Source organism: Brevundimonas sp. 'scallop', assembly GCF_011045535.1.
Classification (GTDB): Bacteria; Pseudomonadota; Alphaproteobacteria; order Caulobacterales; family Caulobacteraceae; genus Brevundimonas; species Brevundimonas vesicularis.
Genome location: NZ_CP039382.1, coordinates 1,715,013 through 1,732,657 on the forward strand (window position 1 = coordinate 1,715,013; position 17,645 = coordinate 1,732,657).

A 17,645-nucleotide genomic window follows, 5' to 3' on the forward strand; every position below is an offset into this window, starting at 1 on the left:
TGATCAATGGCCCAGGAGTACGCATCATGACTGAACCAAAAATCCTGCCCGTCCTGCCGCTGAGAGACATCGTCGTCTTCCCGCACATGGTCGTGCCGCTCTTCGTCGGACGCGAGAAGTCGGTGAAGGCGCTGGACGAGATCATGAAGGGCGAAAAGCAGATCCTGCTGGCGACCCAGAAGAACAGCGTCGACGACGATCCGTCGCCGGACGCCATCTATCCCATCGGCGTGCTGGCCTCGGTGCTGCAACTGCTGAAACTGCCCGACGGCACGGTGAAGGTGCTGGTCGAGGGCAAGGGCCGCGCGCGCCTGACCCGCTTCACCGACCGTGAGGAGTATTTCGAGGCCGAGGCCGTCGAGATCGAAGACGAAGCTGGCGACGCCTCGCAGGCGGAAGCCATGCTGCGCGCCGTGGTCGAGCAGTTCGAAAACTATGTGAAGCTGAACAAGAAGGTTCCGCCCGAGGCCCTCAGCTCCATCCCCCAGATCACCGACGCCTCCAAGCTGGCCGACTCGGTCGCCGCACACCTGTCGGTCAAGATCGCCGACAAGCAGGGCCTGCTGGAAACCTTCGACGTGCCCAAGCGGCTGGAGAAGGTCTATGGGCTGATGGAGGGCGAGATCTCGGTCCTTCAGGTCGAGAAGAAGATCCGCTCGCGCGTGAAGCGCCAGATGGAGAAGACCCAGCGCGAATATTATCTGAACGAGCAGATGAAGGCGATCCAGCGCGAGCTGGGCGAGACCGACGACGCGCGCGACGAGATCATGGATCTGGAGAAGCGCATCCGGAAGACGCGCCTGTCCAAGGAGGCGCGCACCAAGGCCGAGGCCGAGGTCAAGAAGCTGCGCAACATGAGCCCGATGTCGGCGGAGTCGACCGTCGTGCGCAACTATCTCGACTGGCTGCTGTCCGTGCCGTGGGGCAAGGCCAAGCAGAAGCCGATCGACCTGGCCAAGGCCGAGGACATCCTGGAAGAGGATCACTTCGGCCTGGAGAAGGTCAAGGAACGGATCATCGAGTATCTGGCGGTTCAGGCCCGCACCGGCAGCCTGAAGGGTCCGATCCTGTGCCTGGTCGGCCCTCCCGGCGTCGGCAAGACCTCGCTGGCCAAGTCCATCGCCAAGGCGACAGGGCGTGAATACGTTCGCATGTCGCTGGGCGGCGTGCGCGACGAGAGCGAGATCCGCGGCCACCGCCGGACCTATATCGGCTCCATGCCCGGCAAGATCATCCAGTCGATGAAGAAGGCCAAGACCCCTAACGCCTTCGTCCTGCTGGACGAGATCGACAAGCTGGGATCGGACTGGCGCGGCGATCCGTCGTCGGCCCTGCTGGAGGTGCTGGACCCGGCCCAGAATTCGACCTTCGGCGACCACTATCTGGAGGTGGACTACGACCTGTCCCAGGTGATGTTCGTGACGACCGCGAACAGCCTGAACATGCCGCAGCCGCTGATGGACCGGATGGAGATCATTCGGGTCTCGGGCTACACCGAGGACGAGAAGGTCGAGATCGCCAAGCGCCACGTCCTGCCCAAGCAGTTGGCGGACCACGGTCTGAAGGATGGTGAGCTGATCGTGCCGGAAGATACGATCCGCGACCTGATCCGCTACTACACCCGCGAAGCCGGCGTGCGGTCGCTGGAACGCGCCCTGGGCGGTCTGGCGCGCAAGGCCGTGCGCGAGATGGCAAAGACGGGCGCCAAGTCGATCACGGTCAATGAGGCCAAGTTGGCCGAATACGCGGGCGTCAAGAAGTTCCGCTACGGCGAGACGGATGAGGAGGATCAGGTCGGCATCGTCACCGGTCTGGCCTGGACCGAGTTCGGCGGCGACATCCTGACCATCGAAGCCATCAAGATGCCGGGTCGCGGGCGCATGACCGTGACTGGCAATCTGAAGGACGTGATGAAGGAGTCGATCTCGGCTGCGGCGTCCTATGTGCGGTCGCGGGCCCTGGCCTTCGGCGTCAAGCCGCCGGTGTTCGAGAAGACCGACATCCACGTCCACGTGCCGGATGGCGCTACGCCCAAGGACGGCCCGTCCGCCGGCGTGGCCATGACGGTGGCGATGGTCTCGGTCCTGACCGGCATTCCGATCCGCAAGGATATCGCCATGACCGGCGAGATCACTTTGCGCGGCCGGGTCACCGCCATCGGCGGCCTGAAGGAGAAGCTGCTCGCGGCCCTGCGCTCCGGCGTCAAGACGGTGCTGATCCCGCAGGAGAACGAGAAGGATCTCGCCGACGTGCCGGACAATGTGAAGTCGGCGCTGGAGATCGTGCCGATCTCCACGGCGGACGAGGCGCTGAAGTGGGCGCTTGTCGGCACCCTGACGCCGGTGGAGTGGGACGAGGCGGCCGAACCCCTGCCGGCCCCGGTCGCGGCTCCAGAAGGGCCGGCGGCGGCGGTCAGCCACTAACGCCGAGTTGAACAGCGAGCGCCGCCGGTGATCCCACCGGCGGCGTTTTCGTTTTTGACGCAACCGCCGATCTGTCCTTTAGTGATTCGTTCTGGAGGGGAACGGATGACCAAGGCGGAACTGATCGGCCGGATGGCTAGCGCGGCGAACATCAGCCGCGACCAGGCCAAGACGGCGCTGGAGGCGTTCACGGACGGCGTGACCGAGTCGCTGACGCGGGGCGCGGACGTGAAGCTGATCGGCTTCGGCAGTTTCGTCGCCGTGGACCGCAAGGCTGGCGTCGCCCGTAACCCGCAGACCGGCGCTGCCGTCGCGCGCCCGGCCTCGCGCACCGCGCGCTTTCGCCCGGGTGAGGGTTTGAAAAGCGCCTTGAACGGTTGAGGCGCGACGGGCATAAGCCCGTCTCTCCCTTGGGGGCGGCTAGCTCAGCTGGTCAGAGCATCTCGTTTACACCGAGAGGGTCGGCGGTTCGAACCCGTCGCCGCCTACCAAACAAAAAGGCCGCCGGATCGCTCCGGCGGCCTTTCGTTTGTCTGGATCGGGCTGCGATCAGAAGCGGAAGCTGGCCCGCAGCAGCAGCGAGTAGCGAACGTAGTCTTCCAGCAGCTCGGCGTCGCCGGTCAGCGACAGCATGCCCAGTTCGTTGCCGAAGTTCAGGCGGAAGCCCAGGATCGGTCCGCCGCCTTCGATGGCGTCCGGCGACAGGATGAAGTCCGGGCCGCCGCTGGCGAAGCGGGCGATGGTTTCGCCGGCGTCCACCGAGATGTTCTGACGATAGCCGACGCGCAGTTCGGGACGGATCCAGCCGTTGCGGCCAAAGCCATAGCCGACGTTCATCGCCGCCACCGCGGAGAAGATGTGGCTGTCGCGCGAATCGATGTCGAGATCGAAGCCGTCGCCGCCGCCCTTCTCGCTGCGCGAGCCTTCCGACAGGCTGAAATACTCGCCATAGATTTCGGGGCGGATGTTCAGACGGCCGAAGTTGCGCTCATACGAGGCGCCGCCGGCGATGGCCGCCGTCCAGCCGTGCCAGTCGGACTTGTTGTTCAGATAGACGCCCGTGGCGACCAGCGAGCGATCGGCGCTGAAGGAGGCATAGCCGCCGGCCGCACGGGCCCAAGTCGTCCAGTACTGACCTTGAGCGCGCCAGTAGAGGCCCAGCTCCAGCAGGTTGGCCGACAGGACCTCTTCGGCCTCGGCCTCTGGATCCTTGATGTCGGACGAGGTGAAGGCGGCCGAGATGCCGACGGCGCCTAGGCTGGTGCCCTTTTCGACGCCGCCGGCGACGCCGAAGCCTTCGGACCGGAAGCCGTAGGAGTCGGTCTTGTCCTTGTCGGCGTAGAAGTTGATCTCCTGCACCCAGGCGCTGGTCTCACCCGGCGCAGCGGCGGCGTTTCGTCCGGTCAGCGCGCGGGTGACCGCGTCCACGCCGGCCGACAGCGACATCAGCGGTCCGCCGGAGTGGTCGGGCAGCATCTGCTCGTAGGCGTCGATGAAGCCGTCGCGCGACGTCTGCGACAGGAACAGGTTGCGCAGGGCCTCATTGGAGCCCAGCGCGCCATAGACGGCGTCGTAGGCGGACGCCTCGACCGGGATCAGCCCGGCCTCGGAGGCCGTACGGCGACGCGCATCGACATAGACGGTGTTGCCGGCCACGCCGCCCTGCACGACGTAAAGATAGGGCGAGTTGTCCGACAGCAGGGTCTGGTTGATCTGACCCACATTCAGCGTGCCGGCCGTGATGACGTTGAACCGCTCGGGCTGATCAATCAACGACGAGAAGCGGACGCCTAGGGTAGAGCCTGTCGCCAGGGTCGCATTGCCGCTGACGTTGAAGCCGCCGGCACGGTCGTTGGCGGGGTCAAGATTGACCAGCAATGTCCCTTCGGCGCCGATGTTCAGGTTGGAGATCGCCGTGGCGCCCGTCTGGGTGGCGGCCAGAGTGCCCTTGGACACGTTGATGTCCAGCAGGCCGTCGCTGTTGGCGATGGCGCCGGTCACGACCGCGCCGCCGCTGATGTTCAGCCGGTCGGCGCCGGCGCCGAAATCGATGTCGCCGTTGACGACGCCGTTCTCAATTTTGAGCGTGTCCGCGCCCGAGCCGAGCTTGATCGCCCCGACGATGGCCGGTTCGCTGGCGTCCGGCACGCCATCCTTGTCCGTGTCCGTCGCCGTGCTGCCGGCAGCGGCGGGAATGCCGTACTGACGCAGAGTGACGCCGGTCGTGTTGGCTGACACGTCGATGGCGGTCACCTTGCCAGTCACCGGATTTGTATCGTCGGTGTTAGGGGTGAGCGAGCCGATGATCGAACCGGCGTTGTTCAGCTGGGTCAAGGTGCCGGACTGGTCACGAATAACGGTGGCCGAACCCTGATTGCCGCCGAAAGAGGCTACCAGATTGCCTGTGTTGGTCAGGGAACCGACGTTGGCGCCTGCACCAATTAGAATGCCGGTCGCGCTCTGGGTCTGCTTGCCCGAAGCGACGGCCTGAATGGCGCCCGAGTTGTTGATCGTCGGAGAGATCACGCCCGAGCCGATCCAGAGACCTGTGGCGTTGGCGTCGACGGCGGTCGATGAGATGCCGCCTTCGTTGCGCACGCCGCCGACAACGTTGACGGCCTGGCCGCCGGTCACGCCGAGTTGCACGGCGCGGGACTCCACGCCGGAGTAAAGGCCGGATCCGACAATGGTGCCGCGGTTGATCAGACCATAGGCCGCATCGCCTGTACCGACAGCGCCGAGGGTCACGGTGTTCGTCGTCGAGCCGATCAGCAGCGCAGGCGCGCCGCCCAACGACGTAATGGAGGCGGCTGTCTCGCTGGCGTCCGGGATGCCGTCGCCGTCCCGGTCCGGATCGTCGCGGTTCTTGATGCCGTCGCCGTCATCGTCCTCGTCGCCGTTCTTGACGCCGTCCTTGTCGTCGTCGCCCTCGATGCCCGCCTCGGAATAGGCGAGCGCCTTGTCCAGCAGCACGCCGCTGGCGACATTGGCGCCGACGCGCACGGCCGGTCCGCCCTGCAGCAGATCGTCGGCGTCGAGTTCGTCGAGGAACAGGGTCGTCGCGTTATCGAACGTGCCGGTCGTCGGACGTACCGGCGGCGGGGTGGTGTAGCGATAGCCCGTGGCGACCACGGAGGAGTGGATCTTGAGCGCACCGCCGACATCGCCTTCGATCGACACGCCCGTCGCATTGGCGCCGAGCGCCGAGATGGAGCCGGCAAGATCGACATTGCCGGAAATCGGCCCCGTGGTGCGGATGGCGGCGCTGTCGTTACCGGTCACACGGACCGTTCCCAGGCTCTGAAGCTTGCTGTTCAGGGCGGATTCGACGGACAGGCCGTAGGAGTTGTTGCCCTCGACCGCGATCGCGCCCGTGCCCTCGACCAGGATGTTGCCGGTGAAGGGCGATGCGCCGGTGACCCGCACGCCGTAGCGGCCGGTTCCGGTGGCGAAGGGACCGTCCAGGTCGCCGTCGCCGTCGGTGTCCTTGATGTCCGCTGTTTCAAGCGTGTCGTTGACGGTGATGGAGCCGCCGACGATCACCGAGCCGGTGTTGCCGCCGTTGACCAACAGGCCGGTCGAGCCGTCGGCCGACTTGTCCATCGTGATCGAGCCGCCGCTGTCCAGATCGACGGTGTTGTTGCTGTTCAGGGTAACGGCCGCGCCCGAGGCGACGGCGACGCTGCCGCCGCTGGCGATCCGGATGTTATCGGCGGCTGTGCCCGTCGCATTGGACGTCTGGATCGGTGTTGTCCGGGCGTTCGAGATGACGATCTCCGCCTGGGATCCTGTGGCGACCATCAAGGGGGCGATCGCCACGGCGGTCGCGAGCAAAATACGCATTCGGTAGAAACCCCTGGTGGTCACGCGTCACGTTACGGGAGACCCCTTAGCAGGGTCCGCGCCAGCGTTCCAAGTTTATCGAATTTGAGGCGAATGCAAGGCCGTGATGGTCCTGAAGCGATCCCGCAAGGCGACCCGCGTTCGCTCGTCGATGCCTCATAGGCCGAATGCGGAGGAAATCGCGACGGCGCGCACTTGAGCTTTGCCGCGCCCGGGTCTACGGGCGTCGAACGGTCCAAAGGCCGCGTCCCGTGGACGCATCCATCGAACACCTCCAGCGTTCGACAGCCCAGACCAGGCGAGAACACTCCATGAGCATGACAGACCTCGACGTCCAGGAAAGCGAACTCCGACTGATTCCGGGGTTGGACGTGGAAGTCGCCGATACGCTGCGGGCCCTGAAGGCGGCGGCGATGGACGAGCGACCTCGCCTGGTGGACACCACAATGCTCTATGCGCCACGCTCAGGCGGGGTGAAGCGCTATATCCTGTCCAAGAAGGCATGGATCGAGGCCAATCGGCCGGGGGTCAGTCATTCGCTGATCGTCCCCGGCGCGCGTCACAAGGCGCGCGCCGACGGCATCGTACAGCTTAGGGCGACCAAGCTGCCGTTCGGCGACGGCTATCGCTGGCCCAGTTCAGTCAAACGCTGGAGCGCCTGGGTGGCGGCGATGAAGCCGTCGATCATCGAGGCCGGCGACCCTTACACACCGGGGCAGGGGGCTTTGGAGGCCGGTCAGCGGGTCGGATGCCCGGTCGTCGGCTTCTGCCACTCCGATCCGGCCGGTCTGGCGGCGCTGCACTTCGGCGAGTGGGCCAAGAAGCCGGTCGAGAAGCGCTGGGCGAAACTGTTTTCACAGTTTGATCGGGTTGTATCGCCCAGCCGGTTTATCGCGCGGCGTTTGGAAGAGGCCGGTGTGAACAACATCGTCATTCGGCCTCTGGGCGTGGAGATCGACACCTTCCGCCCGGAACGTCGTGACCGGCAGTGGCTGCTGAAACAGCTGGGGTTGAGCGACGACGCGCGCCTGCTGTGCTTCGCCGGTCGTCCGGCCAAGGAAAAGAATGTCGATGTGCTGATCGAGGCGGTCCAGAAGCTGGGCGCCCCCTATCACCTGGTGCTGGTCGGTGCTGGCGCGGGGATGCCGGAAGAGGACCGCGTCATCTCCATGCCCTATGAAAGCGATCCCAAGGCGGTCGCCAAGATCATCGCCAGCTGCGATGCGTTCGTTCACGCCAATGACAAGGAGCCGTTCGGGCTGATCGTGCTGGAGGCCATGGCCTGCGGACGGCCCGTGGTCGGGGTCAATGCGGGCGGCGTCGCCGAAACCGTCGACGAAAGCGTGGGGCAACTGGCCGCCAGCGCGGATGCCGACGACTATGCCCAAGCGGTCGAGGCCCTGTTCGCACGCGATATCGAAGCGATCGGCCGGGCGGCTCGCGAAAAGGCGGTCAGCCAGTTCGCCTGGAATCGAGTCTTCGAAGACCTCTGCATGGTCTATGGCGAGCTGACGAGCGAAGCGGCCTTCGTGAACCCGGATACAGCGTTGCCGCTGCACTGAGCGGCCAGGGCTGTGACCCGTTCGAATGGCGCGTTTCCGAAAACGGGAGCGCGCCACTTCTTTTATATCGATGTCTTGAAAAGAAGTGGCGCGAGTGACGGGGCTCGAACCCGCGACCTCCGGCGTGACAGGCCGGCACTCTAACCAACTGAGCTACACCCGCGTATCAGGTCGAAACTTTTGAGCTGTTTCGAAAGCTTTTTGGGAAGGCGGTGTGCGCCACTCTTCTATTTCTAGAAAGAGTGGCGCGAGTGACGGGGCTCGAACCCGCGACCTCCGGCGTGACAGGCCGGCACTCTAACCAACTGAGCTACACCCGCGTTTCCCGGCCGAAGCGGCTGTGCGCCCCGGCGAGGGGCGTCGTTTAGGCGGGCTGACACATCGCGTCAAGCGACGTTTTCGGAGAAACGCGCCCCTCAACGCGATGGGGCTGTGGACGGTGTGACCATCGCTGCCTGGGGCGGGCTGTGCGGCCCCGCTACGCCGCCGTCGGCAGGCTCATGGGCCGCCACGGCGGGAGGCGGCGGCTCATAGTGGACGCCGACGCCCGGCCCCAGCGGCAGGTCGAAAGCGACCCAGGCCGCCACCATGGCCAGACCGGCGACCAGGAAGGCCCCGGCGTAGGGCAGCATGGTCGCCATCAGCGATCCCAAACCGAATCGTGGATCCCAACGCTGGGCGAAGGTCAGGATCAGCGGGAAGTAGCTCATCAGCGGCGTGGCGATGTTGGTGACGGAATCACCCATGCGATAGGCGGCGGTCGTCATCTCCGGTGAAATGCCCAGCAGCATAAACATCGGCACCACGATGGGCGCCAGGGCCGACCATTTCGCCGAGGCCGAGCCGATGAACAGGTCAAAGAAACACGAGACAAAGACCACGCAGATCAGCAGCAGCGGGGCGGGCAGGGCCAGGGTCTTCAGACCCGCCGCCGCATTGACCGCCAGGATCGGCCCCAGGCCCGACCAGTTGAACATGGCCACGAAGTGGGCGGCGAAGAAGGCCAGCACGATATAGGGCGCCAACTGGGCGATGCCGTCGCGCATCATCGTGACCATGTCGCGATGCGACTGGATCGTGCCGGCTCCCGCACCATAGGCGCCGCCGGTGACGAAGAAGGTGATGGCGAAGAAGGCGACCAGCGACTTGTAGAGCGGATTGAACTTCTGCTCCGGGTCCACCTCGGGATCGACGAACGGCGAGCCCGGTATGAAGGTCAGCAGGGTCCAGAGCGCGATCATGCCGAGAAGCGCCAGGCCGGCGAACTTCAGGCCACGCTTTTCGGCGGCGGTCAGGGGCTGTTTTTCCGAGGCGTTCGGTGCGGCGATGCCTTCTGACGGTTTCCAGACGCCGAGGCGCGGCTCGATCACCCGGTCGGTCAGGAACCAGACGATGGGGGTGAAGACGAAGACGACGCCGACGATGAAGAACCAGTTGCCGGCGATGTTCACGGAATAGGACGGATCGATCAGGCGGGCGGCCGGCTCGGTGATGCCCAGGATCAAGGCGTCGCTGGCGCCGGGAAACAGGTTGCCGGCGTATCCGCCCGACACGGCGGCGAAGCCTGCGGCCAGACCCGCCAGCGGATGTCGGCCCGCTGCGGCGAAGATGACGGCCGCCAGCGGGATGACCACCACATAGGAGGCGTCCGACGCGTGATGGGACACCATGCCGGTGATCACGACGACAGGCGTCAGAATGGAACGCGGGGCGTTCAGCAGGGCGCCGCGAATGGCGGTGGCGAACATCCCTGTGCGTTCGGCGACCGAAGCGCCATAAATGATGGTGATGACGATGCCGAGGGGCGGGAAGTCCGCCAGCGTGCGCGGCATGCCGATGATCAACTGTTCCAGATTTTCTGCAGACAACAGGCTCTTGGCGACCAGTTGATCGCCGGTGACCGGATTGACGGCCGACCAGCCCAGGCCGGCGCCGACCATGCTGAGGACGATCAAACCGCCGATCAGCCACAGGAACAGGAAGACAGGATCGGGAAGTCGATTGCCGATCCGCTCGACAGCGTTCAGGGCGCGGCTGGCTAGGCTCATTCGGATGACTTTCGGTTACGCGATCGGCTCGCCAATAGGCCTTTGCAGCCCGGCGACGCGCAAGCGTCGGCCCTGCGACATATGGCGCGCAAAGTTGCGAGCCGTTCTCAATGAAAATCCAATGGCCGCAGGGGTTTGAACGGCGGCGGTCTTGGGTCTAAGAAGCGCCGAATCCCGCCTCTCCCCGGCGGACGAGGTTCTTCGAATGAACGCATTCCTTCTCGAATATCTTCCGGTCCTGGTCTTCGCCGGCGTAGCCGCCTTCATCGGCATTCTTTTCATCGTGCTGCCGCTGCTGCTGGCGCCGAAGAGCCCCGATAGCGAGAAGCTGTCGGCCTATGAGTGCGGCTTCAACGCCTTCGACGATGCCCGGATGAAGTTCGACATCCGCTTCTATCTCGTGTCGATCCTGTTCATCATCTTCGACCTGGAAGTCGCCTTCCTGTTCCCGTGGGCGGTGTCGATGTTCGATCTGTCGCACGCCGGCATGGTCTTCGCCTTCTGGTCGATGATGGTCTTCCTGGGCGTTCTGACCATCGGCTTCATCTACGAATGGAAGAAGGGAGCCCTGGAATGGGAGTAGTCGCCGCTTCCAAGCCCGCAGGTCTGGTGTCCGCATCGGGCGCGCCGCTGGTTCCGGCCGGCGCCGGCGCGCGTTCGACCGTCGAGGGTTATGACCCCAAGGTCCACGACAAGTTCTTCGAGGCCGTGAACATGGAGCTCGGCGAGCGCGGCTATCTGGTCGCCGCCGCCGACGACGTCATCAACTGGGCCCGCACGGGCTCGCTGATGTGGATGACGTTCGGCCTGGCCTGCTGCGCCGTCGAGATGATCCAGATGTCGATGCCGCGCTTCGACGTCGAGCGCTTCGGCATGGCGCCACGGGCCAGCCCGCGTCAGTCGGACCTGATGATCGTCGCCGGCACCCTGACCAACAAGATGGCCCCGGCCATCCGCAAGGTCTACGACCAGATGCCTGATCCGCGTTATGTCGTGTCGATGGGCAGCTGCGCCAACGGCGGCGGCTACTACCACTATAGTTACAGCGTCGTGCGCGGTTGCGACCGCGTGGTGCCGGTGGACGTCTATGTGCCCGGCTGTCCGCCGACGGCCGAGGCGCTGTTGTACGGCCTGCTGCAACTGCAGAAGAAGATCCGTCGCACGGGGACCATCGACCGATGACCTCTCTGGCTGTTCAAGCGCAACTCGAAGCCGCCCTGACGCCGCTGGGCGCCGAGATGGTCGGCGCCCTGGGCGTCGAGGCCCAGGTGGCGTTCGGCGAACTGACGCTGGTCGCGCCGCGCGAGCGGATCGTCGAGGTGCTGACGACGCTGCGCGATCAGTTTGGCTTCCAGCAGCTGCTCGACCTGTGCGGCGTGGACTATCCGGATCGCAAGGAGCGGTTCGAGGTGGTCTATCACCTGCTGTCGATGACGCGGAACGCGCGCCTGCGGGTCAAGGTCTCGACCGACGAGACCCAGCCGGTGCCCTCGGTCATCTCGGCCTATCCGGCCGCCAACTGGTTCGAGCGTGAAGCCTACGACATGTACGGCATGCTGTTCTCGGGCCACCCGGACATGCGTCGCCTGCTGACGGACTATGGTTTCGAAGGCCATCCGCTGCGCAAGGACTTCCCGATGACGGGCTATGTCGAGGTCCGCTACGACGAGGAACAGCGCCGCGTGGTCTATGAGCCGGTCAAGCTGACCCAAGAGTTCCGCACCTTCGATTTCCTGTCGCCCTGGGAGGGCGCTGAATACCCCGCGCCGGTCCTGCCCGGCGACGAGAAGGCGGGAGGCCAGGCGTAATGGCTGACGGAAACCCCACCCTGCCGCCGCTGGGCGTCGATGTGTTCGAGGACGACCTCGACACCCGCACCGCCCACGCGCGCGAGATGGAAGACCGCAAGTTCACCATCAACTTCGGTCCGCAACACCCGGCCGCGCACGGCGTGCTGCGCCTGGTGCTGGAGCTGGACGGCGAAATCGTCGAGCGCGTCGATCCGCACATCGGCCTGCTGCACCGCGGCACCGAAAAGCTGATGGAGGCCCGCACCTACCTTCAGAACGTGCCGTATCTGGACCGGTTGGACTACGTCTCGCCGATGAACCAGGAGCACGCCTTCTGCCTGGCCATCGAGAAGCTGCTGGGCATCGAGGTTCCGTATCGGGCGCAGCTGATCCGCGTTCTGTATTCGGAAATCGGCCGCATCCTGTCGCACATGCTGAACGTGACGACCCAGGCCATGGACGTCGGCGCCCTGACGCCGCCGCTCTGGGGCTTTGAGGAACGCGAAAAGCTGATGGTGTTCTACGAGCGCGCCTGCGGCGCCCGTCTGCACGCCAACTACTTCCGTCCCGGCGGCGTCCACCAGGACCTGCCGATGGACCTGATCGACGACATCGGCCGCTGGTGCCACGAGTTCCCGCCGGCGCTGAAGGACATCGAAAGCCTGGTCACCGAGAACCGCATCTTCAAACAGCGCAACGTCGACATCGGCGTGGTGTCCAAGCAGCAGGCCCTGGAATGGGGCTTCACCGGCGTGATGCTGCGCGGCTCAAACATCGCCTGGGACCTGCGCAAGTCGCAGCCTTACGAGTGCTATGCCGAGCTCGACTTCGATGTGGTCGTCGGCAAGAACGGCGACTGCTGGGACCGCTATCTGGTTCGCATCGAGGAGATGAAGCAGTCGGTGCGGATCATGGAGCAGTGCATCCACAAGCTGCGCAACTGCCCCGGCGAGCCGGTGATGGTAGAGGACAACAAGATCGTCCCGCCGCGCCGTGGCGAGATGAAGCGCTCGATGGAGTCGCTGATCCACCACTTCAAGCTCTACACCGAGGGCTTCAAGACGCCCGAGGGCGAGGTCTATGCCTCGGTCGAGGCGCCTAAGGGCGAGTTCGGCATCTATCTGGTGTCGGACGGCACCAACAAACCCTATCGTGTGAAGATCTCGGCGCCGGGCTTCCGCTCGCTGCAGGCGATGGACTGGATGAACCGAGGCCACCAGCTGGCCGACGTGTCCGCCATTCTGGGCTCGCTCGACATCGTTTTCGGAGAAGTGGACCGATGAGCGTTCGTCGTCTCGCCAAGGAACAGCCCGCCTCGTTCGCCTTCTCGGCCGATACGACGGCCAAGGCCGGATGGTGGATCAAGAAGTATCCCGAGGGCCGTCGTCAGTCGGCGGTGATCCCGATCCTGTGGCTGGTGCAAAAGCAGGAAGGCTGGGTGTCCGAGCCCGCCATCCGCGCCATCGCCGAGCTGCTGGATATGGCCTACATCCGGGTGCTGGAGGTCGCGACCTTCTACACCATGTTCATGCTGGAGCCGGTCGGCAAGACGGCGCTGATCCAGGTGTGCGGCACCACGCCGTGCATGCTGCGCGGCGCCAATGAGCTGATGCGCGTCTGCAAGGAGAAGATCGGTCCCAAGGATCATCTGTCCGCCGACGGCCGGTTTACCTGGCAGGAAGTCGAGTGCCTGGGCGCCTGCTCCAACGCGCCGATGGCCCAGATCAACGACTACTATTTCGAGGACCTGACGCCCGAGACGATCGGCCGGATCATCGACGACTTCGCCGCCGGCAAGACGCCCGAGCCGGGCTCCTACATCGGTCGCACCAATGCGGCGCCGGAGGGCGGGGCCAAGACCCTGCTTGATGCGACGCTGTATGACGGCTCGGCCGCCAAGCCGATCAAGAAGCTGCCGAATAGCGACCCCGCGCCGGTCGAGAAGGCCCCGGCCTGATGTCTCCGCCGGATCTGAACACTGAGGAGGGCCGCGCAGCCTACCGCAAAGAACTGCGCAACGTCGGGCGTCCGCTGCGCGCGGGCGGCCTGGCCATGGTCGTCGGCGCGGCCGTTCTGATCCTGATCTCGCGTCAGGGCGCAGTCGGGCCGTGGGCGGTCAATCTCTCCTACTTCATGCTGGCGGCGGGCTGGGTGATGGTCATCGCGGCCATCTGGATGCGCACGCGCCACCACAAACGCCGTCTGGCGGAAGGACTCTGAGGGCCATGGTCGGCATTCTCGAAGACAAGGATCGCATCTTCACCAACCTGTACGGCTTCCACGACTGGACGCTGGACGGGGCGAAAAACCGCGGCGCCTGGAACGCCACCAAGGACATGCTGGACCTTGGGCGCGACTGGATCATCAACAACGTCAAGGCCTCGGGGCTGCGCGGCCGGGGCGGCGCGGGCTTCTCGACCGGCCTGAAATGGTCCTTCATGCCCAAGGAAGTGAAGGATCGTCCTCACTACCTGGTCATCAACGCCGACGAATCCGAGCCCGCGACCTGCAAGGACCGCGAGATCATGCGCCATGATCCGCACCTGCTGATCGAAGGCGCGCTGATCGCCAGCTTCGCGATGCAGGCCCATGCCTGCTACATCTATCTGCGCGGCGAATACGTGCTGGAGCGCGAGCGGATGGAAGCCGCCGTCAAGCAGGCCTATGAGGCTAAGCTGATCGGCGACGGCAACGTCCACGGCTGGGACTTCCACGTCTATATCCACCACGGCGCGGGCGCCTACATCTGCGGCGAAGAGACGGCGCTGCTGGAATCGTTGGAAGGCAAGAAGGGTCAACCGCGCCTTAAGCCGCCGTTCCCGGCCGGTGCGGGCCTGTACGGCTGCCCGACCACGGTGAACAACGTCGAGTCGATCGCCGTCGTCGGCACGATCCTGCGTCGCGGCGCCGATTGGTTCGCCAGCTTCGGCCGTCCGAACAACACCGGCACCAAACTGATGTCCCTGTCCGGCCATGTGAACACGCCCTGCGTCGTCGAAGAGGCTATGTCGATCCCGCTGCGTCAGCTGATCGAGGATCACGGCGGCGGCGTGCGTGGCGGCTGGAGCAATCTGAAGGCCATCATCCCGGGCGGCGCGTCCTGCCCGGTCATTACGCGCGAACAGGCCGAGACGGTCCTGATGGACTTCGATTCCATGCGCGAGGTTCGCTCTTCACTGGGCACCGCCGGCGTGACGGTGATGGACGAATCCACCGACATCGTGAAGGCGATCGCCCGCATCAGCTACTTCTTCAAGCATGAGAGCTGCGGCCAGTGCACGCCGTGCCGCGAAGGCACCGGCTGGATGTGGCGCGTGCTGGAGCGGATGGCCGTGGGCGAGGCCGATCCGTCGGAAATCGACCTGCTGCTGGACGTCGCCGGCCAGGTCGAGGGCCACACCATCTGCGCCCTGGGCGACGCCGCCGCCTGGCCGGTTCAGGGCCTGATCCGTCACTTCCGTCACGAGATCGAAGAGCGGATCGCCAACTATCGCAGCCGCCGCGCGAACTTCGCCGGCCACGCGATCGCGGCGGAGTAGAGATGCGCCTCGCCGTCGCCCTGTTGCTGACGCTTCCGACCCTCGCCGCTTGCGGCGAGGGGGAAAAGGCTGCGCCTGAAGCGTCGACCGCGCCCGCGACGGCGGCTCCTGCTGAAGTGGCTCCTGTCGCGACGGCGGCGGCTCCGGCGAACCTCGAAGCGGCCTGCCGCGACATGGTGAACCGCATGTATGGCCAGGAAGGCGACGCCGTCGTCTTCACCGCCACCGGCGAACGCACGGCCCAGGTGTCGTGGCGCGCGCCTGTCGATGGCGGCAGGCTGGAATTCGAATGCCGGGCGGAAGCCGACGGTGCGGACCTGTTCCGCGACGGTCAGCGGATGTCCGTGGATGTACAAATGGCGGCTCCCGCCGCCAAGCAAGAGGCCCGCTGATGCCTATCGCCAAGGTCAACGGCGTCGAAACCGAGTTCGAGTCCGGCATGACCGTGCTCCAAGTCGCCGAACGCGCCGGACAAGAGATTCCGCGCTTCTGCTATCACGAGCGCCTGTCCATCGCCGGCAACTGCCGCATGTGCCTAGTCGAGGTGAAGCCAGGACCACCGAAGCCGCAGGCCTCGTGCGCGCTTCCGGCCGCCGACGGCCAGGAAATCTTCACCGACACGCCGATGGTCAAGAAGGCCCGCGAAGGGGTGATGGAGTTCCTGCTCATCAACCACCCGCTGGATTGCCCGATCTGCGACCAGGGCGGCGAGTGCGACCTGCAGGACCAGTCGGTCGGCTACGGCCGCGACGGCTCGCGCTACTCGGAGAACAAGCGCGCGGTCGAAGAAAAGGCGATGGGGCCGACCATCAAGACCTTCATGACGCGCTGCATCCAGTGCACGCGCTGCGTCCGCTTCATCACCGAGGTGGCCGGCGTGCCGGACATCGGCATGATCTCGCGCGGCGAGGACGCCGAGATCACGACCTATCTGGAGAAGTCGGTCGCCTCGGAATTGTCGGGCAACGTCAACGACCTGTGCCCTGTCGGCGCCCTGACACACCGTCCGTGGCAGTACCACTATCGTCCGTGGGAACTGAAGAAGACCGAGACCATCGACGTCATGGACGCCCTGGGCTCGAACATCCGCGCCGACTACCGCGGGTCCGAGGTCATGCGGGTGCTGCCGCGCGTCAATGAGGGCATCAACGAGGAGTGGCTGTCGGACAAGAGCCGCTACGTCGTCGACGGCCTGACCGCGCGTCGTCTGGACCGGCCGTGGATCCGCGAGAACGGCAAGTTGCGCGCCGCCTCGTGGAACGAGGCGCTGGACGCTGTCGCCGCCAAGCTGAAGGCCGCGCCGGCCGACCGTATCGGCGTGATCGCCGGCGACCTGCAGGACGCCGAGTCGATGAAGGCGACGCTGGATCTGTTCCGCGCCCTGGGCTCGAACAACACCGATTGCCGTCAGGACGGCGCCGCCTTGGGTTACGGTCCGCGCGAGGGATGGCTGTTCAACTCCGGCCTGGAAGGCATTGAAAAGGCTGACGCCGTTCTAATCGTCGGCGCCAATCCGCGCACCGAGGCGCCGCTGCTGAACGCCCGCCTGCGCAAGGCCTGGCTGAAGGGCGACGTGGAGATCGGTCTGATCGGCGAACAGGCCGACCTGACGTTCGACTACGCCTATCTGGGCGCAGGCACGCAGACCCTGGCCAAGCTGCCGAAATCGGCGCTGGACTTCCTGACCAAGGCCGAGCGTCCGGCGATCATCGTCGGCTCCGGCGCGCTGGTAGGGGAGGGCGGTCCGGCCGTCCTGAACGCACTCGGCGCCCTGGCCAAGAAGGTCGGCGTCGTCGCTGACGGCTGGAACGGGTTCAACGTCCTGCACCACGCCGCCTCGCGCGTGGCCGGTCTGGACATGGGCTTCGTGCCGGCTGACGGCGGCCTGACGGTCTCTGAGATGCTGAAGCCGGATGCGCTGGACGTTTTGTTCCTGCTGGGCGCCGATGAGGTCGATCCGACCGGCTCGAACGCCTTCCGCGTCTATTTGGGCAGCCACGGCGACCGCGGCGCGCACGGCGCCGACGTGATCCTGCCGGGCGCGGCCTACACCGAGAAGGCCGGCCTGTACGTCAACACCGAGGGCAGGGTGCAGATGGCCGAACGCGTCGTCTTCCCCAAGGGCGAGGCCAAGGAAGACTGGGCCATCATCCGCGCCCTGTCGGCGCGCGTCGACAAGACCCTGCCTTACGACACGCTGGAGCAACTGCGCGCCAAGCTGATGGGCGATCACCCGACCTTTGGCCGGATCGACTATCTGCCCGCGCCGGCGACGTTCGACGTGGCGGCCCTGGGCGCCAAGGGCGATCTGGGCGACCGAGCCTTCGTCTCGGCCGTGACCGACCTGTATCTTTCCAATCCGATAGCGCGCGCCAGCGCGACGATGGCCGAGCTGTCCGCACTGCGGACCCAGCCGGTCGCAATGGCGGCGGAGTAAGCC

Annotated in this window: 14 protein-coding genes and 3 tRNA genes; 13 read left to right on the forward strand and 4 right to left on the reverse strand. The window is 65.5% G+C overall.

The window, feature by feature from the left end:
• Positions 1–26 precede the first annotated feature (26 nt).
• The 3 genes from lon (at position 27) to E4341_RS08500 (ending at position 2,914) form a co-directional block, all read left to right on the forward strand.
• On the forward strand, positions 27–2,423 hold the full coding sequence (gene lon, locus E4341_RS08490; protein WP_055753482.1) for an endopeptidase La: 2,397 nt from the start codon (positions 27–29) through the stop codon (positions 2,421–2,423).
• Between the two features lie 105 nt (positions 2,424–2,528).
• Positions 2,529–2,804 (forward strand): HU family DNA-binding protein, encoded by a 276-nt coding sequence (locus E4341_RS08495; protein ID WP_017504003.1) that lies wholly within the window; start codon positions 2,529–2,531, stop codon positions 2,802–2,804.
• A gap of 33 nt (positions 2,805–2,837) precedes the next feature.
• A tRNA-Val gene (locus E4341_RS08500) sits at positions 2,838–2,914 on the forward strand.
• A gap of 58 nt (positions 2,915–2,972) precedes the next feature.
• Here the strand turns inward: E4341_RS08500 and E4341_RS08505 are convergent.
• Positions 2,973–6,266: an autotransporter outer membrane beta-barrel domain-containing protein gene (locus E4341_RS08505; protein WP_165116597.1), complete on the reverse strand. Its 3,294-nt coding sequence runs from the start codon at positions 6,264–6,266 to the stop codon at positions 2,973–2,975.
• A 311-nt stretch (positions 6,267–6,577) separates the two neighbouring features.
• Between E4341_RS08505 and E4341_RS08510 the strand changes: the two genes are divergently transcribed.
• The gene (locus E4341_RS08510) at positions 6,578–7,828 is read left to right on the forward strand and encodes a glycosyltransferase (RefSeq protein ID WP_165116599.1); all 1,251 of its coding nucleotides are present in this window, start codon (positions 6,578–6,580) and stop codon (positions 7,826–7,828) included.
• A gap of 86 nt (positions 7,829–7,914) precedes the next feature.
• On the opposite strand, the gene E4341_RS08515 is transcribed toward E4341_RS08510, so the two are convergent.
• The 3 genes from E4341_RS08515 to E4341_RS08525 form a co-directional block, all read right to left on the reverse strand.
• Positions 7,915–7,991: transfer RNA gene (locus tag E4341_RS08515), tRNA-Asp, on the reverse strand.
• 80 nt (positions 7,992–8,071) lie between these two features.
• Positions 8,072–8,148, reverse strand: a tRNA-Asp gene (locus E4341_RS08520).
• A gap of 96 nt (positions 8,149–8,244) precedes the next feature.
• On the reverse strand, positions 8,245–9,876 hold the full coding sequence (locus E4341_RS08525) for an AbgT family transporter (protein WP_165116601.1): 1,632 nt from the start codon (positions 9,874–9,876) through the stop codon (positions 8,245–8,247).
• 205 nt (positions 9,877–10,081) lie between these two features.
• On the opposite strand from E4341_RS08525, the gene E4341_RS08530 reads away from it, so the two are divergent.
• From E4341_RS08530 to nuoG, 9 genes are all read left to right on the forward strand, one after another.
• Complete coding sequence (locus E4341_RS08530; RefSeq protein WP_017503999.1) at positions 10,082–10,459, forward strand: NADH-quinone oxidoreductase subunit A; 378 nt, start codon at positions 10,082–10,084, stop codon at positions 10,457–10,459.
• Positions 10,429–11,058 carry an NADH-quinone oxidoreductase subunit B family protein gene (locus E4341_RS08535; protein ID WP_087119131.1) on the forward strand — a complete coding sequence of 210 codons (630 nt, stop codon included), beginning with the start codon at positions 10,429–10,431 and terminating at the stop codon, positions 11,056–11,058. The genes E4341_RS08530 and E4341_RS08535 overlap by 31 nt, the downstream gene beginning before the upstream one ends.
• Positions 11,055–11,684 carry an NADH-quinone oxidoreductase subunit C gene (locus E4341_RS08540; RefSeq protein WP_165116603.1) on the forward strand — a complete coding sequence of 210 codons (630 nt, stop codon included), beginning with the start codon at positions 11,055–11,057 and terminating at the stop codon, positions 11,682–11,684. Before E4341_RS08535 ends, E4341_RS08540 begins: the two co-directional genes overlap by 4 nt.
• A gap of 86 nt (positions 11,685–11,770) precedes the next feature.
• Entirely contained in the window at positions 11,771–12,949 is a 1,179-nt protein-coding gene (locus E4341_RS08545; RefSeq protein ID WP_088582886.1) for an NADH-quinone oxidoreductase subunit D, read from the forward strand.
• Entirely contained in the window at positions 12,946–13,623 is a 678-nt protein-coding gene (gene nuoE, locus E4341_RS08550; protein ID WP_165116605.1) for an NADH-quinone oxidoreductase subunit NuoE, read from the forward strand. The genes E4341_RS08545 and nuoE overlap by 4 nt, the downstream gene beginning before the upstream one ends.
• Entirely contained in the window at positions 13,623–13,886 is a 264-nt protein-coding gene (locus E4341_RS08555) for a hypothetical protein (RefSeq protein ID WP_017503994.1), read from the forward strand. The genes nuoE and E4341_RS08555 overlap by 1 nt, the downstream gene beginning before the upstream one ends.
• A 5-nt stretch (positions 13,887–13,891) precedes the next feature.
• A complete protein-coding gene (nuoF, locus tag E4341_RS08560) occupies positions 13,892–15,205 on the forward strand; it encodes an NADH-quinone oxidoreductase subunit NuoF (RefSeq protein ID WP_039247403.1) in 1,314 nt (437 codons plus the stop codon).
• Positions 15,206–15,207: 2 nt separating this feature from the next.
• Entirely contained in the window at positions 15,208–15,597 is a 390-nt protein-coding gene (locus tag E4341_RS08565) for a hypothetical protein (protein WP_153922735.1), read from the forward strand.
• Positions 15,597–17,642: an NADH-quinone oxidoreductase subunit NuoG gene (gene nuoG / locus E4341_RS08570; protein ID WP_165116607.1), complete on the forward strand. Its 2,046-nt coding sequence runs from the start codon at positions 15,597–15,599 to the stop codon at positions 17,640–17,642. The genes E4341_RS08565 and nuoG overlap by 1 nt, the downstream gene beginning before the upstream one ends.
• Positions 17,643–17,645: the final 3 nt, after the last annotated feature.